The 22317-nt window shown below is 46.6% G+C and carries 20 protein-coding genes; 18 read left to right on the forward strand and 2 right to left on the reverse strand.

Annotation, left to right across the window (positions count from 1 at the left end; translation table 11 throughout):
• Window positions 1–27 precede the first annotated feature (27 nt).
• Both ACE01T_RS06300 and ACE01T_RS06305 read right to left on the reverse strand, forming a co-directional pair.
• Window positions 28–816: a crotonase/enoyl-CoA hydratase family protein gene (locus ACE01T_RS06300; RefSeq protein WP_395518955.1), complete on the reverse strand. Its 789-nt coding sequence runs from the start codon at window positions 814–816 to the stop codon at window positions 28–30.
• 128 nt (window positions 817–944) lie between these two features.
• Complete coding sequence (locus ACE01T_RS06305; RefSeq protein WP_395518956.1) at window positions 945–3755, reverse strand: GacS-like sensor histidine kinase; 2811 nt, start codon at window positions 3753–3755, stop codon at window positions 945–947.
• Window positions 3756–3908: 153 nt separating this feature from the next.
• On the opposite strand from ACE01T_RS06305, the gene cysM reads away from it, so the two are divergent.
• From cysM to ACE01T_RS06395, 18 genes are all read left to right on the forward strand, one after another.
• The gene (cysM, locus tag ACE01T_RS06310) at window positions 3909–4829 is read left to right on the forward strand and encodes a cysteine synthase CysM (protein ID WP_086195860.1); all 921 of its coding nucleotides are present in this window, start codon (window positions 3909–3911) and stop codon (window positions 4827–4829) included.
• A gap of 19 nt (window positions 4830–4848) precedes the next feature.
• Window positions 4849–5670 carry a 3'-5' exonuclease gene (locus tag ACE01T_RS06315; RefSeq protein ID WP_395518957.1) on the forward strand — a complete coding sequence of 274 codons (822 nt, stop codon included), beginning with the start codon at window positions 4849–4851 and terminating at the stop codon, window positions 5668–5670.
• Between the two features lie 6 nt (window positions 5671–5676).
• Window positions 5677–7068 (forward strand): 23S rRNA (uracil(1939)-C(5))-methyltransferase RlmD, encoded by a 1392-nt coding sequence (rlmD, locus tag ACE01T_RS06320; protein ID WP_395518958.1) that lies wholly within the window; start codon window positions 5677–5679, stop codon window positions 7066–7068.
• Window positions 7069–7097: 29 nt separating this feature from the next.
• On the forward strand, window positions 7098–9404 hold the full coding sequence (locus tag ACE01T_RS06325; protein ID WP_395518959.1) for a RelA/SpoT family protein: 2307 nt from the start codon (window positions 7098–7100) through the stop codon (window positions 9402–9404).
• A 233-nt stretch (window positions 9405–9637) separates the two neighbouring features.
• On the forward strand, window positions 9638–10276 hold the full coding sequence (locus ACE01T_RS06330) for a beta-ketoacyl synthase chain length factor (RefSeq protein WP_180042771.1): 639 nt from the start codon (window positions 9638–9640) through the stop codon (window positions 10274–10276).
• Entirely contained in the window at window positions 10261–11070 is an 810-nt protein-coding gene (locus tag ACE01T_RS06335) for a lysophospholipid acyltransferase family protein (protein ID WP_395518960.1), read from the forward strand. Before ACE01T_RS06330 ends, ACE01T_RS06335 begins: the two co-directional genes overlap by 16 nt.
• Window positions 11067–11327 (forward strand): phosphopantetheine-binding protein, encoded by a 261-nt coding sequence (locus ACE01T_RS06340; protein ID WP_086195854.1) that lies wholly within the window; start codon window positions 11067–11069, stop codon window positions 11325–11327. The genes ACE01T_RS06335 and ACE01T_RS06340 overlap by 4 nt, the downstream gene beginning before the upstream one ends.
• Window positions 11328–11336: 9 nt before the next feature.
• Window positions 11337–11585 carry an acyl carrier protein gene (locus tag ACE01T_RS06345; protein WP_166171369.1) on the forward strand — a complete coding sequence of 83 codons (249 nt, stop codon included), beginning with the start codon at window positions 11337–11339 and terminating at the stop codon, window positions 11583–11585.
• Window positions 11582–12136 (forward strand): COG4648 family protein, encoded by a 555-nt coding sequence (locus ACE01T_RS06350; protein WP_180174428.1) that lies wholly within the window; start codon window positions 11582–11584, stop codon window positions 12134–12136. Before ACE01T_RS06345 ends, ACE01T_RS06350 begins: the two co-directional genes overlap by 4 nt.
• 12 nt (window positions 12137–12148) lie before the next feature.
• Window positions 12149–13819 (forward strand): ApeI family dehydratase, encoded by a 1671-nt coding sequence (locus ACE01T_RS06355; RefSeq protein ID WP_395518961.1) that lies wholly within the window; start codon window positions 12149–12151, stop codon window positions 13817–13819.
• 13 nt (window positions 13820–13832) lie between these two features.
• Window positions 13833–14567 (forward strand): glycosyltransferase family 2 protein, encoded by a 735-nt coding sequence (locus tag ACE01T_RS06360; RefSeq protein WP_395518962.1) that lies wholly within the window; start codon window positions 13833–13835, stop codon window positions 14565–14567.
• A gap of 55 nt (window positions 14568–14622) precedes the next feature.
• Window positions 14623–15501, forward strand: a complete 879-nt coding sequence (locus ACE01T_RS06365) for a lysophospholipid acyltransferase family protein (RefSeq protein ID WP_395518968.1) — start codon at window positions 14623–14625, stop codon at window positions 15499–15501.
• Window positions 15501–17033, forward strand: a complete 1533-nt coding sequence (locus tag ACE01T_RS06370) for an HAL/PAL/TAL family ammonia-lyase (RefSeq protein WP_395518963.1) — start codon at window positions 15501–15503, stop codon at window positions 17031–17033. The genes ACE01T_RS06365 and ACE01T_RS06370 overlap by 1 nt, the downstream gene beginning before the upstream one ends.
• Window positions 17034–17052: 19 nt before the next feature.
• A complete protein-coding gene (locus ACE01T_RS06375) occupies window positions 17053–17472 on the forward strand; it encodes an acyl-CoA thioesterase (protein WP_395518964.1) in 420 nt (139 codons plus the stop codon).
• Between the two features lie 6 nt (window positions 17473–17478).
• A complete protein-coding gene (locus tag ACE01T_RS06380; protein WP_395518965.1) occupies window positions 17479–18126 on the forward strand; it encodes a LolA family protein in 648 nt (215 codons plus the stop codon).
• Entirely contained in the window at window positions 18101–20425 is a 2325-nt protein-coding gene (locus ACE01T_RS06385) for an MMPL family transporter (protein WP_395518966.1), read from the forward strand. Before ACE01T_RS06380 ends, ACE01T_RS06385 begins: the two co-directional genes overlap by 26 nt.
• Window positions 20426–20444: 19 nt before the next feature.
• Window positions 20445–21743, forward strand: coding sequence for an NAD(P)/FAD-dependent oxidoreductase (locus tag ACE01T_RS06390; RefSeq protein ID WP_395518967.1), 1299 nt, complete (start codon window positions 20445–20447; stop codon window positions 21741–21743).
• Window position 21744: 1 nt separating this feature from the next.
• Window positions 21745–22308: a DUF3261 domain-containing protein gene (locus ACE01T_RS06395; RefSeq protein WP_180174422.1), complete on the forward strand. Its 564-nt coding sequence runs from the start codon at window positions 21745–21747 to the stop codon at window positions 22306–22308.
• Window positions 22309–22317: the final 9 nt, after the last annotated feature.

The raw sequence follows: 22317 nt of genomic DNA on the forward strand, positions 1-22317 counted from the left end.
TCTAAACGATCCTGTTATTGCGCTATTTTACTTATATTGCCGTGGTAAAAACTGAACTTCCGGGTTTTTGTCTTTTTTACGCGCCAATTTACTGTTTTTACCCAACAGTAATTTCAGTTGCCAGATTTTCTCCAGGCGTAATGATTTTTTCGGTTCGTGTTCCATGGCATCAAGAACCCGTTTAGCGGCCGCCAATGCATCTGGAGAGCGTTGCAACATTTCTTCTGCAATCGCTTGTGCTTTGCTCATTGGGGATTCATCCAGATGTGTCACCAAACCAATCTGTTTGGCATAATTGGCATCAAAAATACGCCCGGTCAAGGTCAGTTCTTTGGCCAGATCAAGACCGATAATGCCTTTAAGGGAACGGGTGAGTCCCATGTCCGGCACCAATCCCCAGCGACTTTCCATAATCGACATTTTGGTGTCCGGATGGGCAATACGAATATCCGCAGCCAAAGCCAGTTGCATACCGGCACCCAGACAATAGCCTTCAATCGCAGCAATAACGGGAACAGGCAGTTCCTGCCAGATCAGAAATGCTTTCTGAAACAGGCTTTGTCCCGGTTTTAGCAGTTCCCAAGCGGCGTAAGCGGTATTTTTCGGCGCGTTTAAATCGGCCAGATCAATGCCGGCACTAAAGACATGTGCTTCGCCAGTTAAAATGACACAGCGGATGGAGCGGTCTTTTTTAATTTGTTTGGCAGCATTGATCAGTTCGCGTAATAAAGCAAAGCTCATGGCATTACGCTTTTCTGGACGGTTTAAGGAAACGGTTGCGATGCCATTATTTTTTTCTATGCGAAGTAACGCCATTGTAGAGACCTGTATTTTTCTATTGTTTTGAGCATAACATGGGTATTTCTCTGATACATGCCGCGATACATGACAGCAGAGTCACATCTAAAGATAGACGTGACTTTCAACATTCAGATAACTCCTGATCAGATCCCTGGTTTGTTTAAAATTTGCTGGGAGGCCTGTTCAACCTGCTGAATGACCGACTGTAATTCATCAAAGCGTTTCAGGGTTTCCTGAATAAAGGCTTCATCCGCCTTGCGGCGTTCTTTACGTAAAGCAGAAACAAACTGTTCGAATCCACCGGTGACTTCCTGAAGGCGAGGAACACCTACATAACGGGTTGCCCCATATAAACGGTGCAGCACATGTTCCAGTTGCGGGAAATCTTCCATTTCAATCAACTGTTGCATTTCATCCAGTTCCATCGGGAAACTGTCGATCAGCATTTTTAGTAAATCGATGGCCAGATCTTCTTTATTGGCTGCCAGTTGCAGGCTTTGTTGCCAATCCAGAATATGCGGGTCGAGCGCTTCAATCAGAATGGACTTCTCTATACTTTTAGCCTTTTTAAAGCTTTCCGAAGTCCAGTGGGTCAGAATCTGAATAATCTGTTCCATCTGAATCGGTTTGGTGACGTAATCGTCCATACCGACCTGCAACAGTTTTTGTTTTTCATCAGCCAGGGCATGTGCAGTCAGGGCAATAATCGGCAGGCGTTTATGATTTTCCAAGGTCGACTCTAGCGAGCGAATGGCACGGGTGGTATCAATGCCGGACATTACCGGCATTTGAATATCCATAAACACCACATCAAATGCAGGCAATTCCTGTTCGATGCGCTGCTGAATAATTTCAATGGCTTCCTGGCCGCTTAAGGCCTTGGTGGTGGTGACATTTAATTCTGCAAGTAGTGCTTCCAGAACAATCAGGTTCGGTAAATGGTCATCCACTGCCAATATATGCAGACCCTGTCCATTAAATTCTTCATGTACATCCTGTTCGAAAACAGGCTGATTGCTGAGCAGCTGAATCAAGGCACTACGGCTGAGTGGTTGATACAGTGGACGGGCCCGGTATTCATTCAGCATGCTTGGATCGAGCACCATCTGGTAGCCATACACGGCAATATTGCCATGGTAGCGTTGACGGATTTCTTTCAGCAGGGCTTCGCCATCGCCGCTATGGTCGACAATCAGCCAGGTATTTTCATCGTTATTCGAGAATTTATTCAGCTGGCTGAACAGGTCCAGAATCGAGCCGGTTTCGACATGATGCACACCATAATTTTCCAGATAATGGCGCAAAATGTTGGCGGTTGCAGGATGGGATAAATAGGAAACCACCTGCATTTGTTCAAAGTGCGGATGTACAATTTCAATCTCTTCATCCACCACAAACATGGCGGTAAACCAGAAGGTTGAGCCTTTTTCAGTCGGCGCGCGTTCCTGGTTGTCTTCAAAGCCAATTTGCCCCTGCATCAAATGCACCAGCTGTTTGGAAATGGCCAGGCCAAGTCCGGTGCCGCCAAATTGACGGGTCACCGAAGCATCACCTTGCGAGAATGATTCAAACAGTTTTTTCCGGTCCGTACCACTGAGGCCAATGCCGCTGTCCTGCACGCTAAAGTGTAATAAACATTGCCCGATATCATCATGTTCCATGCGGGCACGGACAATAATTTCGCCATCGGGAGTGAACTTGATGGCATTGGAGATCAGGTTGGTCAGAATCTGCTTGAAGCGTAAGGCATCGCCAATCACTTGTGTCGGCACATTATCAGCATAATAAAAGGCCATATCGATATGCTTCTGTGCTGCTAATGGCGAGAGCATATCCATCACGTCAAAAATCGCTTCTTCCAGATCAAAGGGGGCTGTTTCCAGTTCCAGTTTGCCGGCATCAATCTTGGAGAAATCCAACACATCATTAATCAGCGCCAACAAATGGGCAGATGATTTACGAATGGTTTGCAAATACAGGTTTTGTTCATTGCTCAGGTTGCCTTGACGCAGCAATAAATGAATAAAGCCATCAATACTGTTCAAGGGAGTACGCAGTTCATGACTGATATTGGCCAGAAACACCGACTTGGACTGGTTGGCAGAAATCGCCTGGTCGCGTGCCTGACGATAGGTAATGTTTTGCACTTCCAGGGTGTCTAGGGTACGGCGCAAATCATCTTCAGTCTGTTCGGTATGTTCTTTGAGTTCCAGGAAGCTGAAGTGCAGGCGTTTCACCACGTTGGCAATATCACGCTGCAATAAACGCAATTCACCAGTACTGTTAATCACCATGTGCTGATCAAGGGTGTCAGCATTCAGGCGCTGTAACTGCATCCGGATTTCGTACATCGGCGCAATCCAGCGCCGTGAATAGAAATTCAGGCACAGTAACAGTAGCAATAAAGTCAGCAGGCCGGTGGCAATCAGTACAATCATGACCCGGTAATGGGCAATTTCCAGGGGCTGGTTATCCAGCTCAATCACCAGTCTGGCCGGGTTATCGGTATGTTCATTAATTTTTAAGGCATAGATATGATTGTGATTATGCAGGATAGGACCAACAAAATCGGCTTTAGCGTCAATCTTGGGCCAGGCTTCCTGGTCTTGAAAACCAATACTTAAACGGTTTCTGCCTTGGGGATCAATAATTGCGGCACGAATGAGATGTTTTTCATCCAGCATCACCTGCAGGGTATTACGGGCCTGATCATATTGCCAGGGATAGCGGTTGAGCAGATCGAATGCAGCTTCGGCGGTAAGCTGATAGCGGGTCACAATCGCAATGGCCATCTGACGTTGCTGCGCACGTGAGGCATTGGATGTTTCGGATAAAACCAGCAATGCCCCCACACATGCCAAAACCATAATGGGGACAAAAATCATGGCGATGAGTTGTCCATAAGCATGATTTAAGTGTAGACGCTTAAATAACTTTTTATTGATATTTGACATGGTTAAAGCAGTTGATTCCCTATGCTTTGCATATTAGCACGCTTTATTTAAAACTGGCTGTGCTTTAATCACTTTCAATAAAAAGCCTGCTAAATGGGTGCAGGAGGAAGCATTTTTTCATACAATAGGCGCACCTCGATATAGGTGCAAATAATGAGTAATACTACCCCTGATTTCCAAGCTGACGAATTTTTACTGGACCACTATGTAGGAAAAACTCCTCTGGTGCGTTTACAACGTTTGGCAAGTCATACTCAAGCAACAGTATTGGCTAAACTTGAAGGAAACAATCCTGCAGGTTCGGTAAAAGACCGCCCAGCGTATAATATGATTATGCAGGCTGAAAAACGTGGTCAAATCAAGCCAGGCGATACATTGATTGAAGCGACCAGTGGAAATACGGGAATTGCCTTGGCGATGGTGGCTGCCATGCGTGGCTATAAAATGAAACTCATTATGCCTGCAGGTTCAAGTCAGGAACGCAAAGATGCCATGCGTGCTTATGGTGCCGAGTTGATCGAGTCTGAGAATATGGAACAGGCGCGTGATATGGCGCTGCAAATGCAAAAAGAAGGGAAAGGACTGGTCTTGAACCAGTTTGGCAACCCGGACAATGTGGACGCCCATTACCGGACGACTGGTCCGGAAATCTGGCAACAAACCGGCGGTAAAATTACCCATTTCGTCAGTTCCATGGGAACCACAGGTACGATTATGGGGATTTCCAAATACTTAAAAGAACAAAATCCGGATATTCAGATTGTCGGTTTGCAACCTTCGGAAGGTTCCAATATTGCCGGTATCCGTCGCTGGCCACAAGAATATCTGCCTACCATTTTTGATCCGAAACGTGTTGACCGCATTATAGATATTCCGCAAATTGAAGCGGAAAAAACCGCGCGTCAATTGGCACGTAAAGAAGGCATCAGTGCCGGAACCTCATCAGGCGGTGCCGTGTGGGCTTCCATTAAACTGGCGGAAGAAAATCCGGGCGCTGTAATTGTCTGCATTGTCTGTGATCGTGGTGACCGCTACCTGTCTACAGGGTTATTCTCTGTAGTCGACCCTGAATAATTAAAAACTGTGAGATGAAATGCGCCTACCTGTCTTGATTTTTGATATCGAAACGCTGACTGATTTAAAGTCAGGTGCGCATTTATATCATCTGGATTTGCCCGAAGCGGATCTTGAGCAGGCGTTAATGAAATTGCGCCGTCAGGAATCCGGTATGGATTTCCAGCGTTTGCCACTACATGAAATTGTCTGTATTTCTGGTCTCTGGATTGATGAAAATGGGGGGATGAAACTGTTTTCATTTAGCCGTGAGCAATACGGCGAAGCAGAGATTTTAAAAAAATTCCTGTCCATTTTTGACAAGCGCCATCCGACCTTGGTGAGCTGGAACGGTTCACAATTTGATTTGCCGGTGATTCTGTTCCGTGCCATGTATCACGGTCTGTCGGCACCGAGTTTGTTTGATCAGGGCGAAATTGACCAGCAAAAGCGCTATAATAATTACCAGAACCGTTACCATCAGCGCCATGTCGATTTGATGGATGTCATGGCGATGTTCAATGGCCGTCATTTCCAGAAACTGGATGATGTGGCCCACTTACTTGGTTTCCCGGGCAAGCGCGGTGATGGTGCTTACCATGTTCCAGAATATGTCCGTGAACAGCAGTGGTTAAAATTGACCAGCTACTGTGAAGGCGATGTGCTGAATACCTGGCTGATCTACTTGCGCTGGTTATTGCTCAAGGGGCAGTTACTTAGTGACGATCACCGTTATTGGGTTCAGACCACTATCCAGTATTTACAGCATCAACCGCAACATGCAGATTTTCTTCAGGTATGGCGTGAAACTTCACAACATACCGAATTTACCGCCACAGATTTTATCTCTCCCACACCCTAGGTATTCATGAAACATAGAACCAAGCCACGTCCAGCTCAGCATCCGATTTACACGTTTCAGGTTGAGTCTCTTTCACATGAAGGACGGGGAATCGCGCACTATGGATCGCATCCCGATCATCCGAGTGACAAGTGCGGTAAAAAAGTTTTTATTGCCTATGCCTTGCCGGGGGAGACGGTTAGAGCGCAAATCACCCATGTAGTGAAACGTTTAGAAGAAGCCGATTGTGTGGAGGTTCTGAGTGAGCCTTCGCATTTGCGTGTTCAGCCGCAATGCCCGCATTTTGGTGTCTGTGGTGGTTGTAATATGCAGCACATCCAAGAAGATGAGCAGATCCGGCTCAAACAGGAAGTCTTGAAGTCGCATCTGGAACATTTTGCCGGCATCCAACCCGAGCAATGGCTCACGCCGTTACGCTCTCAACGTGAAGACTACCGTCGTAAAGCACGTATCGGCGTACGTTATATTCCGGCTAAAGATCAGCTGGTAGTGGGTTTTCGTGAACGTCAGAGCAATAAACTGACGCTGATTGAGCATTGCATAGTGTTAGATCGTGAGTTCGGTTCTATTCAGGTTTTGAGAGAGTTACTCGAAAGTCTAAAGGGCAAAGCAGCGATTGGTCATGTAGAATTGGCCATGGGTGATGAGGATATTGCACTGCTGGTTCGCCATACTGAAAAATTGTCATCCGATGATGTCAACCGATTAAAACAGTTTGCGTTAAACAGACAGTGGCAACTGTATTTACAGCCTGCTGGTGGCGACAGTTTGCATCGTGTCGATGATCCGACAGCTGACATGCGTTTGCATTATGCGTTGGATGAGTTTGAGGTGAAATTTGGCTTTAATCCGCTTGATTTTACTCAGGTCAACTCCACCATTAATCCTCAGATGGTGAAGCTGGCATGTGATTTGCTTCAATTACAGCAAGGTGAACGCGTACTCGACCTGTTTTGTGGTTTAGGAAACTTTTCCTTACCCTTAGCTCGTTGTGTCGGTGAAACTGGAAAAGTGGTTGCTGTGGAGGGAAGTGAAGAAATGGTTCGACGTGGTGCAGAAAATGCCGAGAAAAACGGTATGCGTCACGTAAAATTTTATTCACAAGATTTAACAAAAGATTTTTCGCATCATTCTTGGGCAAATCAGGGATTTGATGCATTATTGATTGATCCTCCACGCTCAGGGGCGGAGGAAATAATGTATTATGTGCCCAAATTTGGTGCGAAAAGAATCGTTTATGTATCATGTAATCCTGCCACATTGGTGCGAGACGCGGGTGTGCTGGTGAAACATGGTTATCGATTAAGAAAGGCTGGGGTAATGGATATGTTTACCCATACGGGACATGTTGAATCTATTGCCTTATTCGAAAAATACAACGAAATAAACGATTTATAATATGAAGTGTAAAAAAGTAGGAGTAGGGTATGGTCACAGTACGTGAGCAGCTTCCTGGACGTCTCAATGAGTTGTCGGAGGAAGCGACTGTAGAACATGCCGAACAAGCTCGACAAGATTTGGCTGAATGGTTAAATCGGGTTCGTGGCATATTAGATGATACGGCGCTAAAACAACTCGAAGATGTAGCGCATTTAACCTTGCAGAAAGAACTGCAAAGTACGGTCAACCATCGTTCCAATACCTTTTATACCGGCATTGAAATGGCTGATATTCTGGCGCATCTGCATGTTGATGAAGCGACCTTGTCTGCCGCAATGCTGTATCGTAGCGTTCGTGAAGGCGTGATGACGCTGGAAGAAGTACAGCAACATTTTGGTGAGCAAGTCTATAGTCTGGTGCAAGGGACACTGGCGATGGGTAAGCTGTCCGAGCTGATTGAAAAGAACAAGCGTCTAGAAGATCATTTTAATAACAACCAGCGCGAACATTTAAGCGGCATTTATAAAATGCTGATTGCCGTGACCGAAGATGTTCGTGTGGTGCTGATCAAGTTGGCCGAACGTACCTATGCCTTGCGTGAACTGACTCAAGCTTCTCGAGAACGTCAGGAGCGGGTGGCACGTGAAATTCTGACCATTTACTCGCCTTTAGCACACCGTCTGGGAATTGCCCAGCTTAAATGGGAGCTGGAAGATCTCGCTTTCCGTTATCTGGCCCCGGAGCGCTATAAAGAAATTGCCTCATTGCTGAATGAGAAGCGCCTGGAGCGTGAGCAGTACATTCAGTTTGTGATTGATAAGCTGAAAACTGAACTGGCCAGCCATGGGATTGAAGCCGAAATTAGCGGACGGGTGAAGCACATTTATTCGATTTATCGAAAAATGAAAAGCAAGAACTTAAGCTTTGACCAGCTCTATGATATTCGTGCAGTGCGGGTTTTGGTTAAAACCGTACCCGAGTGTTATCATTCCTTGGGTATTGTGCATCAAATCTGGCGCCATATTCCGCATCAGTTTGATGACTACATTACCAACCCGAAGGCTAATGGCTACCGTTCATTGCATACTGCGGTGATTGCCGAGAATAAGTCGCTTGAAGTGCAAATCCGAACCAAGGATATGCATGAAGAAGCCGAGCTTGGGGTATGTTCGCACTTCAACTATAAAGAAGGTGCTAAAAATACCGACCATTCCTTCAATCATCGTTTACATTCATTACGTGCCGTACTGGAACATTATCAGGAACGTAATGATGCCAGCGCGCATAAAGTAGAAGATGAACCAGAGAATTTTGAACAGATTCAAGATTTTGAAGGCTTTGAAAAAATTTATGTGTTTAGCCGTGATGGCGATATTAAAGAGTTACCACGTGGTTCGACTGTTTTGGATTTTGCCTATCACGTGCATACCGAAGTGGGTAACAAATGTTATGCCGCACGCGTTAACCAGCGCTATGTGCCGCTGACCTATACTCTGAAAACCGGTGAGCAGGTTGAAATCTTAACCAAAAAAGATCGCGAGCCGAACCGGGACTGGTTGGTCAATTCACTGGGCTACATTAAAACTGCCCGGGCACGGGATAAGTTACGTCACTGGTTTAGACAGCAAGACCGCAGTAAAAATCTGGAAGTAGGCCGTGAAATTCTCAATAAAGAGCTTTCACGTCTGGCGATTCACCCGAAAAGTATTGATTTAAGTGACTATTGCAATCACTTCAATGTCAAGTTGGGTGAAGACATTCTGATTGGACTGGTAAATGGCGATATCAGCCTGCATGCCCTGATTAATCAGGTTAACCGTCATATGCATATCGGTCAGGACGAGCCTGAACTGGTACTTAAACCGACCTTGAATCCGCGTGCCAGTCATACCTTGTCGGCACACGGCATTTTAATTGATGGTTTGGACAATGTGGAACTGCATATTGCCCAATGTTGTCAGCCGGTGCATGGCGAATCGATTGGCGGTTATATTACCCTGAATCGTGGCGTCAGTATTCACAAGGTGGCCTGTCCGGATTATGTACGCATGATTTCTCAGGAACCTGAACGTGCTGTCGAAGCCGATTGGGAAATGCAGCCGACCCGTGGCCAAAGTGTACAGATTGTGGTGGAAGCCTATGACCGTCGCGGTCTGCTCAAAGACCTGACTCAAGTGATTTTCTCGGATCAGATTAATATTCGTCAGGTAAATACCATTTCTGAAGCGGACGGTATTGCCAACATGAAACTGTTGATTGAGGTTAAAGGTTTGGCCCAGTTATCACGTCTTTTGGCGCGTTTGGAACAACAGCCGGGCATTATCAGTGCGCGCCGTTTGGTGCAAGGCAATTAATTCAACATTGCACTGATGCAATAAAAACCAGCAACACCTGTTGCTGGTTTTTTTATGTTTGATCAATTTTTTAAGGGTTTTTAAATAAAATAAACAATGAAATCAAAAATATAAATTTAAATAATTGATATTGTACAAGATACATTTTGTGTAATTTTTATTACAAATGCTATAATCCCGCCAATTAAAATAGCCTCGAGCTAAAATATTTTTGGGTATGGAAAATTAGGGCAATGCTTCAAATCAATGTGTCACAACTGTGCATAAGTCGTGCCGATGAAACCGTTGCCGCCTTAGAACAAATTCCAGCCATGCAGCGCAGACGTTTGTCAGGGATTGCCAAACTCGCTTTAAGCAGTGCCATTCAATCGCTGAATGCTGAACGGGCAGATTATATTGTTTGGGCTTCGCAATATGGCGATGAACATAAAACTTTAAACATTCTGGCTGATGTGCTGCAAGATCAGACGCCATCACCCACCCAGTTTTCCACGTCGGTGCATAATGCTATTGCCGGGTTATATTCGATTTTGTGTCAGGATGCGACCCCGTCGACCAGCCTGGCGGCTTCGTGGAGTGAAGCGCTGATTGAAGCCTATGCCTGGTTAAAAACCACAACGCAACCCAATCCACGCGTTCTGGTGGTGTATTATGACGAGGCATTACCGGCACTTTATCAGGAAGCTGAGCCTTTTACAGCTTTTGCCATGTCGGCAATTGTTGGTCTTGACGTACCCAACCTGCAACTGGATATGCAAGCACTAGGCAATCATTGCCATAAATATAAAGATGCACTCAATTTTCATGATTTCTGGCAGCAATCTGCACAAAATCAAGTTCCCCTGCATACTCAGGCGTGGCAAACATGTTAAAACCAGATCAACTTAAACAAAAAGCCAACTACCTGTGGCGTGTGGGCGCAACTGGGTTTAGTTTTGCCAGTTTTGGTATTGGCGGTGTGGCCATTGGCGGACTGGTTGCCCCTTTGGTCAATTTATCGACCCGCAATCCGGACTTGCGTCAGCAGCGTGCGCAAAAGGTGATTAAGCATAGTTTCAAGGGCTTTACCGAAATGATGGTCAAGCTGGGAATTATGACCTATGACATCGAGGGGTTGGAAAAATTACAGCACAGTCAGCAGGAACTGGTGATTGCCAATCATCCGACACTGGTGGATGTGGTGGTGCTGATCGGGCTGATGGAACAGGCCAACTGTGTGGTCAAGCAAGCACTGTGGTCGAATCCCTTTACCAAAGGTCCGGTACAAAGTGCCGGTTATATTTTAAATGCCGGTTCTGAGCAATTTATCCATGACTGCGTGGAAAAGCTCCGGCAGAATCAGGCGGCATCGCTGCTGATTTTTCCGGAAGGAACACGGACCGCCAAAGGGGAATTGCTGAATGAGTTTCAGCGTGGGGCGGCCAATATTGCCATTCGCGCCAATGTGCCGATTCGTCCGGTGCTGATTAACTGTACCCCTTCAACCTTAACCAAGAATGAAAAGTGGTATCACATTCCTTCACAGCCCTTTCATATTCAGGTGAAGGTACTGGATGCCATTCAAGTCGATGATCTTTTGGAAGATGCCAGCGTAAATCCCAAAAATGTGCGTCAGCTCAATCATCAATTACACCAATTTTTTAACCAAGAGTTATCTAAAAAATGAGCAATCTTGCTGATGAATTAAAGCAAATGATTATTGATGTTCTAGCCCTTGAGGACATCAGCATAGAAGATATTGATACCGATGCCCCTTTATTTGGCGATGGTTTGGGTCTGGATTCTATTGATGCCCTGGAACTTGGCCTAGCTTTGAAAAAGCGTTACAACATTCATTTGAATGCTGAATCGGCCGAAACCAAACAACATTTTAAATCAATTCAGAGCCTGGTTGCTTTGGTTGAAGCACAGCAACAGGTATAAGAGGTAGTCATGCTAACTCAGGAACAAGTACTGGAAAAACTTAGAGAATGGATGGAAGATCTGTTTGAAATTAGCCCTGAAGATGTGCAGCTGGATGCAAATTTAGCCACCGATCTGGATGTCGACAGTATTGATGCGATTGATCTGGTGGTCAAAATCAAGGAACTGACCGGCAAGCAGGTCAATCCTGAAGATTTTAAAAATGTCCGTACGGTGCAGGATGTGGTAACCGTAATTCAGAACATGTCTGCTGCATGAAATGGCTCTTGAAAGGGATAGTGGCAATTGGCTTGCTTCTTTATCCCTTTTTAGTGGGCTATAGCCTGGCCCATGGACAATATGTCTGGGTCAGCAGCCTGCTGATTGTTTTGGGACTCTTGCGCCTGTTCAGTAAGGGCAATGCCTTGCTGTGGCCTTTAACCGGCTTTGCCATTTTGTGTGGTAGCTTGAGCCTGATTTTAAAAGATCATGCTTGGCTAAAACTGTATCCGGTGTTGATGAGTGTCGGGGCATGTATGATTTTTGCCTCGACCTTAATCCGTCCACCGTCCATGATTGAGCGTTTTGCCCGATTGGCTGAACCAGATTTACCCGAAGCGGGTGTGATCTGGACCCGTAAAGTCACCATGGTGTGGTGCGGTTTTTTTGTATTGAATGCCTTGATTGCCTTGGCGACAGTCTTGTTTGCTTCCATGCAGACTTGGGTGCTGTATAACGGCTTTATTTCCTATGTGTTGATGGGGCTACTATTACTGGGCGAATTTATCTTGCGTAAGCGGCAACAGCGCTTAAATCAAATTCAGGAATAAAAACAGAATATTATGTTGTGTCATTTTCAAAGTCATCTTCATTCACTACAACCACTGTGCATTCAGCCTGATTTAAGCCCAGTCCGCTTTCAGGATTTTTGGCAGGATGTGATACAACAAAGCCAGGCCATTGAGTTACTTGCACAGGACAGCTGGGCACTTTGGGAACCTGACAGTTACCAGTTTTTAGTACTGCTGTTTGCGGCACTGCTGGCCAAAAAACAGGTATTACTACCTCCGCACCGGGTCAGTGACTTAGAAAAAGAACTGGCTGAACAGAACATTTATTTTTTGCAGCGCCAGCCCGTCCTAGTTCCACAAAATCCAAATATTGAATTAAACCTGGATGATGCCTTTTTAAATCATGCACAAATCTATTTTTGCACTTCCGGTTCAACTGGACAGCCGAAGAAAATTCCACGCAGCTTGCGCCAGTTGCTCAATGAAGTGCAGGGACTGGATGCCAGTTTTCAGTTGCCTGAACAAGCCATTGCCATTGCTACAGTGAGCCATCAGCATATTTATGGCCTACTGTTTAAGTTGCTCTGGCCACTGGCAAGCGGTCGCTGTTTTTATCAGGCACAGTTGGCCTTTCCGGAAGATGTGGCCGACATCCAGAAAAAACTCAGTATTTTCAAGCTCGATAACTACGTGATTTCCAGTCCGGCCCTGTTAAAGCGCTGGACCCGTGATGTTGTATTGCAAGATTGCCTGACCGTTTATTCATCCGGCGGGAAACTGGAATCCGGCGTACGGCCGTATCTGAACCAGCCGATTACTGAAGTGTTTGGCAGTTCGGAAACCGGCGGCATTGCCCATCGCCAGCAAGATGATGCCTTGTGGATGCCTTTTGCCAATGTCGATATTCAGGCCAGCGAACAGCAGGAACTTCAGGTCAGAACCAATCATGCCTTTAGTGCAGACTGGATTTTTACTGGCGATCAGGTCGAAGTCATTGAGCCGGGCAATTTGAAAAGTCCATTTCATTTATTGGGTCGCTTGGACCGGATTGTCAAACTGGAAGAAAAACGTTTAAGTCTGGATGCCATAGAGCAGAAAATTATAGAGTTGGATGACATCATACAGTGTCATGTGCTGATTCTTGAACGGGAACATCGTCAGATTTTAGCCTGTATTGCGGTATTGTCAGAGCAGGCCAGACAGCAACTGCAAAATGGCAGCAAAGCGCAGTATATTGCGGCCTTAAAAGCACAGTTAAAATCCAAGCTTGAAGGCATTGCTATTCCCAGACAGTGGCGTTTTTTGACACAATTACTGCAAAATGCCCAATCCAAGCTGAATAAACACTACATGAAATCCTTATTTCAGCCGATGTTGTTGCCTATAGTACTGGAACAGCACCATGAGTCAGAGCAGGTCAGCTATTGTCTGGAGTTTTCACCTGAGCTGGAATGTTTTAAAGGACATTTCCCCGGCAAACCTATTTTCCCGGGAGTAGGACAAATCGGTTTCATCCAGCATTTTGCCCGTCAGAGCTGGGCAGAGCTGGAATGGTGTAACGGTTTTGAGCAATTAAAATTTCAGGACCTGATTCAACCGTATATGGTGTTGCAACTGAAATTGACCAGAAAATTGCACAAAGTCAGTTTTGAGCTTTGCCATGCAGAGCAGACTTTGGCTTCTGGTCGATTGCTGTTTCATATACCTACCGAACCGGCTTAAAAAAGGACGATTTATGCAGCATTGTTTTGTCATTCCGGTGTATAACCATCCTCATTATATTGAAGCTTTGGTCGCCCATCTGGACCAGTTTCACATGCCGATCATTCTGGTCAATGATGGTAGTGATGCCGCATGTACCCAGCTTTTACATGATATTGCGCTGAAACATCCCCGGGTGGATCTGGTTGAACACACGCATAATCAGGGCAAAGGTCAGGCCGTGATGACCGGTTTACGTCATGCCCACAAGCTGGGTTTCAGTCATGCCTTGCAGCTTGATGCTGACGGTCAGCATGACTGGCAGGATGTGGCAAAATTCCTGCAAATTTCTCAGCAACAGCCGGACGCGATGGTTATCGGTCAGCCGGTTTTTGATGCATCAGTGCCGAAAAAACGCCTTTATGGCCGTTATGCCACGCATATTTGGGTCTGGATTAACAGCCTGTCTTTGGACATCAAGGACAGCATGTGCGGTTTCCGGGTCTACCCCTTAGCACCTACCATTCAGGTGCTGGATTCGGCAAAGTTTCAGCCGCGTATGGGCTTTGATAGCGAGATTCTGGTGCGCTTAAAGTGGGCCAATGTATTTTTTATCAATGTGCCGACCAAAGTCATTTATCCGGAAGATGGTATTTCCCACTTCAACGCCTGGCGTGACAACTGGGGAATGAGCCAGACCCATGCCAAATTGCTGGGTGGGATGCTGATGCGTTTGCCGCAATTATTGCGACAAAAAATGCAAGGTTGATGCTGTGGCTGATCTGAACCCGACCCAATGGAATGACATTAAAGAACGTGGCGGTATGTTACCGTTGACTTTGATGTTGGCTTTCTATCGCGTAGGCGGGCGATGGCTGTGTCGCATATTGCTGTATTTTATTATTTTGTGGTATTGGCTGTTTGCGATCGCAGCACGTCAGGCTTCACTGCAATATTTGACCCGATTGCACCATTTTGCCGGTAAAAACTCTCCATTTCTGCATACGCCGAGTCTGACCCATAGCTATCAGCATTTTATGCAGTTTGGCGAATGTATTCTGGATAAAATTGAAGGCTGGCTGGGCAATATTCCCGAGCAGCAATTACAGTTGCATGGTCATGAGCATTTTCGTGCCCGCTATCAAAAGGGGGCTGTCATTGTGGTGTCGCATTTTGGCAATATCGAGTTGCTGCGGGCGATCAAGTCGGAGTATCCACAAAAAATTAATGTGCTGGTCTATCAAAAACATGCCACCAAATTTAACCAGTTCCTGAAAAAACTCAATCATCATGCCGATGTCAATTTGATCTCGGTGGATGAACTGGGTATTGAAACTGCCCTGATTTTGCAGGAAAAACTCGATCAGGGTGAATGGGTGATTGTGGCAGCAGACCGCGTACCGGTGCAGTCAGACCGGATTCAAGCCGTTTCATTTTTAGCTGAACAGGCGAACTGGCCGCAAGGGGCCTGGATTTTGGCCAGTTTGCTGAAAGTGCCAGTGCTGGCCGTGTTCTGTTATCGGGTCGGTACTCATTTTGAAGTACATATCCATTCGATTGCTGAACAACTGAATTTTCCGCGTAACAACCGTCTGCAAGCCATGCAAACGACCATCCGTGAATATGTATCACTCCTTGAGCAGCACTGTATTCGTGCGCCGTATCAATGGTTTAATTTTTATAATTTTTGGAACAAAGATTAATGCAAGTTTTAGTTATTGGGGAATATCCACTTTCAATTGAAGATGTGGTGGCAGTCGCACGTCAGGAAAAACGCGTGGCTTTACCGGACTCGAATGAATGGCGCAATTTGATTCAGCGCGGTGCTGATTTTCTGGATCAACTGTTGCAGGATGAAGGCGTGATTTATGGCGTGACCACCGGTTATGGCGATTCCTGCCTGGTGGAAATTCCTGCGCATCAGGTCAATGAACTGCCTTTGCATTTATCGCGTTTCCATGGCTGTGGTCTGGGACAAAATCTGGATTTAATTAGCGCGCGTGCAGTGGTGGTGACGCGTTTGTGTTCGCTGGCACGTGGCTATTCCGGGGTTTCGCATGCGCTGCTGGAACGTCTGGTCTGGATGCTGAATGAAAATGTCATTCCGGTGATTCCCTCTGAAGGTTCGGTGGGGGCCAGTGGTGATTTAACGCCATTGTCCTATATTGCCGGGGCTTTGGTCGGTGAACGCGATGTGTATGATCAGGGACAGATTGTTCCTGTCAGTGCTGTGTATGCAGAAAAAGGCATGCAACCCTTAGTGATGCGTCCCAAAGAAGGCTTGGCACTGATGAATGGCACTGCCGTGATGACGGCAATTGCCTGCCTAAACTATAAAAAGGCCGAACAGATTAGTTTAGCCAGCACCTGTATTACCGCGCTGAATGTCTTGGCTCTGGAAGGTAATCCGAGCCATTTTGATGAAGTACTGTTTGCGCAGAAGCCTCATCCGGGTCAGCAACATATTGCCGCACAGCTGCGTGACTGGCTGAACAGTGAAGTACAGACTGAACATCAGAGTTCACGCTTGCAGGACCGTTATTCGCTACGCTGCGCCCCGCATATTATTGGCGTATTTGAAGATTCTAAAGTATGGCTGCGCCAGTTTATTGAAAATGAATTAAATTCTAGTAATGACAATCCATTGATTGATCCGGTGAATTTACGCGTATTGCACGGCGGGCATTTCTATGGCGGTCACATTGCCCAGGCCATGGACAGTCTGAAAATCATGATTGCCAATATTGCCGACCTCATGGATCGTCAGTTGGCGCAACTGGTGGACTATAAAATGAATAATGGTTTACCGCGTAATCTGACCGGAGCGACCGACGAGCGCCTACCGTTGAATCATGGCTTTAAGGCGGTACAGATTGGCGTGTCGGCATGGACGGCAGAAGCCTTGAAACAGACCCTTTCTGCTTCGATTTTCTCGCGCTCGACTGAATGTCATAACCAGGACAAGGTCAGTATGGGTACCATTGCGGCACGTGACGCCAGCCGTGTGATCGTACTGACCGAACAGGTCATTGCGGCCCTGTGCTGTGCCAGTGTACAAGCCATTCATTTAAAAACTCTGGATGGAAAATTGTCTGAAGTTCTCGCCACATTTAAGGCCTGGGTATTAGAGACTTTTGACTATGTGGTGGAAGACCGGCCATTGCAGTACGAGTTGCAGCAACTGGTCGACCGACTGGAAAATCTGCAATTATTGAACAGTGGACTTGTTCGCTAAACGTGATGGGAAACAGACGATGCATGCCGATGTAATGATTGAAGTGCCCTTTCATGATGTGGATACCATGGACGTGGTCTGGCATGGGCATTATTTAAAGTATTTTGAAATTGCCCGCTGCAAGTTGCTGGACCAGTTTCAGTATAACTATAAGCAGATGCGCGCTTCTGGCTATGCCTGGCCGGTGATTGAAAGTCATGTGCGTTATGCGCATGGCATCCTGTTTGAGCAGAAAATTCGGGTGCGCGCCATTTTAAAAGAATGGGAAAACCGCCTGAAAATTGAATACCAGATTTTTGATGCCGAAAGTGGAAAAAGGCTCACTAAAGGCTATACCACACAAGTGGCGGTCCATATTGCCAGTCGGGAAATGTGTTTCCAGTCGCCGCAAGTTTTATTGCAGCGTTTAAATGCCTGGTCTGAATTTAAGCCGGAGTAAAGCAAGATGACATCTTTCAATCTACCACGAGCAGTAGGATTATTCCTGGCTGGACTGCTGTCGCTGATCACGTTGCTGTCACAAGCAGTACATGCGCAAAATCCGCAGCTCAGACAGATCTTTGCTCAACTTTCCGAAACACCAACGGTACGGGCCAATTTTGAACAGCAAAAGAAACTGGCGAGCATGAACAAAACCTTTGTATCCAAAGGCACGGTGTTATTTTCCAAATCGCAGGGCGTAATTTGGAAAATCCAGAATCCGGTCAAGGCTGACCTGATTGTGACCCCACGTAAATTGGTGCAAAAAACCCAGCGGACCTATAGCCAGATTGAAATTGACAAATCTCCTTATGGTTCGGTCGCGACTATGTTCTTGCAGCTGATGTCGGGGAATGAAGCGGCTTTGGCCAAAAACTTCAATATCGTTTCGGCCAGTTATAGTCCGGCACAGTGGACTGTGGCCTTAACCCCGAAAAGCAGTTTATTTAAAAAACTGTTTGTCCGGGTCGATGCGCAAGGGCAGCGTTATGTGGACCGTATTGTGATTCGCGAGAAAGCCAATAACAGCACCAGCATTCGCTTTAGCCAGCAAACAACCCAACCCCAAACCTTAACGGCTGAGGAAAATGCACTTTTCCAACTGGCAAAATAAATTTACCGCACTGTGGCTGCTTGTACTTAGCGTGATTGCCATTGCGCTTGGTAGCGCATGGCTGAAAAAAGACATTCATATTCAAACCAATATCTTTGCCTTATTGCCGGAAGCCCACCATGACCCGCGATTGGAACGGGCGCAGCAATATGTCAGTCAGCAGCTGAATGACAAAGTCTTTGTGGTGCTGAATGCTAAAGATGATGCCGCCCTGACCAAAGCCACAGCGACTTTTAAACAAAAGGTGGCACAAAGTGATTTATGGCAGCCCTTACATGCACAGCTGGACAGTGACAAGTTTGCCCAGGTGTTGTATCAGCATCGTGCCGGTTTGCTATCATCCACAGATCAAAAGCTGCTGGAGCAACAGGATTATGCCGCGCTGAGCGAACAGGGCCTGTTGCAGATCATGAGCCCGGGTATGCCGGTCACAGCAGAGCTGTTACAACAAGATCCGCTCTTATTATTTCCACGTTATGCCGTAGGTTTATCCGGTTTACAGGCGAACCCGGATATTGCGCTGGAAGATGGCTTTGCCACCATTCGCAATGAGCAGGGCATTTCCCGTCTTATTGTCTTGCAGCTTAAAAATAGCCCTTACAATATTGATTATCAGGAAAAAACTGCCGCATGGATTGCGCAGTTAAATTTAAAACTGAAACAGATGCAGGTTGAGCCGCACTGGACCGGAACTTTATTGTTTGCCCAGTTCGGTACCACCTCGGCGGAAAAAGAGATTTCCACCATTGGGGTCGGTTCGACCATCGGGATTTTCTTCCTGGTGCTGTTTGGTTTCCGCTCGGTTCGTCCGATGCTCACGGAAATGATTGCTGTAGGCACCGGCTGTCTGGTGGCCTTTGCCATTACCCATGTAGTATTTGGGGAAATTCACCTCATGACCCTGGTGTTTGGTGCCAGTCTGGTCGGAGTCTGTGTTGACTTTTCCTTTTACTTTATGGCGATGCAATCACAGCATCGGCATATTAACGGTTTTGCCGTACTGAAACCGCTGTTGCCCAGTCTGTTTATGGGTCTGATGACGACATTGGTGGCTTATATTTTCCTCAGCTTTACCCCATTTCCAGGCTTTAGGCAGATTGCTGTTTTCTCAATGGTGGGGCTGGCTGCGGCATGGATCACCAGCATTTTATTGTTGCCAAGATTGCCGGCATTAAATGCTGAACCGGCGATTCGCCGCCTAAGTTTTATTGGCCAAGCTCGAACCTTTATTCAGGCCAGAAAGGGGCTGCGTTATGGCCTGATCGCTGTGATTACGGTCGTCACCGGCAGCAGTTTGATGTTGCTGCAAAGCAATGATGATATCCGTAACTTGCAAAGTATGGATCAACAGCTGAAACAGGAAGACCAGTATGTGCGTGAACGCTTTATGCAGCAGCAAAGCAGTGAATACTTTGTGGTGCATGGCGATACGCTGCAGCAGCTAGAACAGAATGAACAGCAATTGCTGCAAAAACTGCAAGTGTTACAGGCGCAAAACAAGCTGGAGGGTGTTCAGGCTTTAGGTCAATGGCTGCCCTCCAAAGCGCAGCAGCAACACAATATTCAATTGTTGCAAGCCATTCCAGCCAGCGCCTTACAGGACTATGCCGCAGCATTGCAGCTGAATCCGGCAGAGGTACTGGCTTGGCAAAAACAGTTGGCTCGGCAGCCTTTACTCAGTCCAGCTGAAATGAGCCAGCATCCTTTGGCCTTTTTACAAATGAGCCCAACCGAGCGTCTGGTGCTGCTGCAAAATGTACATGATGTGGCTACCCTGCAACAGCTGAATATTCCACAGGTACAGTTATTGCGTCCGGTAAATCAGCTGTCTGAGCTGTTCCAGCAACACCGTATTCAGGCACAGTGGTTGCTGTTATCTGCTTTAGTCTGCCTGATGATTGGTTTGGGGATACTGTATGGGCTGAAGTCGGTTTTGCCTTTGGTGTTACCGGTCAGTCTGGCTTTAATGACGACCTTCGCCATTCAGGCCTGGCTCGGAGTGGAAATCAATCTGTTCAGCATTATGGGTACTTTCCTGATTATCGGGATTGGGGTGGACTATGCCATTTTTTACCGCCATGGACATGATCATCCACAAGTAGTCGGCATGGCCTTATTCCTATGTATGATGTCGACCTTATTAGGTTTTGGGTTATTATCCTTTAGCCAGACTTATGCCATTCACTGCTTTGGTTTGACGGTTTTATTTGGGGTTATTTTTTCATTTATCTACGCAACATTGTTTACATCATCCGATGCCAAACATGTTGTGCTTCAACAGTATCAGCCAAAGAGCTGAAAAAATAAGGTACAGTGCAATGAGCACCATGCAACACACAGATGTATTGATTATTGGCGCAGGGCCATCGGGGAGTTCGGCAGCAGCATTACTGCGCCAGAAAGGCTATCAGGTCACGATCATCGAAAAACAGCATTTTCCACGCTTTTCCATTGGCGAATCATTACTGCCGCAATCGATGGTGTTTTTGGAAGAAGCAGGCTTGCTAGACACCGTGCGTGAGCATGTCGAACAGTTTGCTTTCCAGTTTAAAAATGGCGCAGCCTTCTTAAAAGGTCAGCAGCGCAGTTTTTATGATTTCCGCGAGAAATTTAGCGATGGTCCCGGCACCACCTGGCAGGTTCGCCGTGCCAACTTTGACCATTTGCTGGCACAGCAGGCAGAAAACTATGGTGCCGACATCCGTTTCGGTCATGAAGTGATTGATGTTGATGTGGCTCCAGAACATCCAATTTTAACGGTCAAAGACGAACAGCAGCAGGTCTATCAGATTCAGGGCAAATTTTTACTCGATGCCAGCGGTTTTGGCCGCATCCTGCCAAAATTTCTCGATCTGGAAAGCCCGTCCGATTTTCCAGTACGTCGTGCCGTGTTTACCCATATTGAAGATGGCATTCTGGATGACCCGGAATTTGACCGGGAAAAAATTCTGATTACGGTACATGCCAAAGATCCACGTGCCTGGTACTGGCTGATTCCATTTGCTGATGGCCGTTGTTCTTTCGGGGTGGTGGCTGAGCAGGATTTCTTTGAACGCTATGGCTTTGATGGCAGTGCCGATTATGATCTGAATGCCTTGTTGCCGCAGATTCTGGCAGATGAAGAAAGCCTGTCGCATGTGCTGCGCAATGTCAAATTTGATATGCCGGTGCGTACCCTGGTGGGCTACTCTGCCGATGTCAAACATCTGGCCCAGCGTAACTATGCTTTATTGGGCAATGCCGGTGAATTCCTCGACCCGGTATTTTCTTCTGGTGTGACCATTGCCCTGAAATCTGCCAGTCTGGCCATTCCACTGGTTGATCAGCAGCTGCAAGGACAGCCGGTCGACTGGACGGAGCAATATGAAAAACCGCTACGTGCAGGCATTCAGGTGTTCCGTGCCTATGTGGAATCATGGTATAGCGGTGAATTTCAGGATGTGGTGTTCTCGAAAAATCAGGATGATAAAATCCGCCGCATGGTCTCTTCCTTACTGGCCGGCTATGCCTGGGACAGCAGCAATCCAATTTATAAAAATGCCAAAAAGCGTTTAAGCACGCTGGCAGAATATTGCCGTGATCCGCAGTTACAACACGTTGAGATGAACGGTGCCTAGAATGAAACTGAAATGGACGGGGATTTTGCTCGCTGCAGTCCTGCTATGTAGTGGCTGCCAGTCCATGCTGCCTCAAGCACCAGGTCTGACAACTGCTGCCTGGACTGCACAAAACTACCAGCGTCAGGATCAGTTAGAAATTCAATGGAAAGAACACAGTTTCAGCTTTTTACTGTATCAGCAACAAAAAGGTCAAAAGCTGGAAATGCTGGCTTTGACCCTGACCGGGCAGCAGTTATTCAAGCTCAGTTTTGATGGCCGCAAGGTTGATGTCGAACAGCGCATTGCACCAATGAAGCTATTGCCATTTGAGTTTGTGGTGCGCGATATTTTATATGCCACCTATCCGGATTTTGCCCGCTTGCAGCAGAATGTCCGTATTGAAACTTCGGCTCAGACCCAGAAAGTATGGATCAATCAGCAGTATGTGCTGAATATTCAACAGCAGGACGGGGCCATTGAGCTGAACAATCTGCAGGTGCCGTACCAGATGGTCATCAGTCCTATCAGCGAAGGCCTGACCAGCACAGAGGGGGAAAACTCAGATGTGCAAAGCACTGAATAAGGGGGATGA

Source organism: Acinetobacter uliginosus, assembly GCF_044130295.1.
Taxonomy (GTDB): domain Bacteria; phylum Pseudomonadota; class Gammaproteobacteria; order Pseudomonadales; family Moraxellaceae; genus Acinetobacter.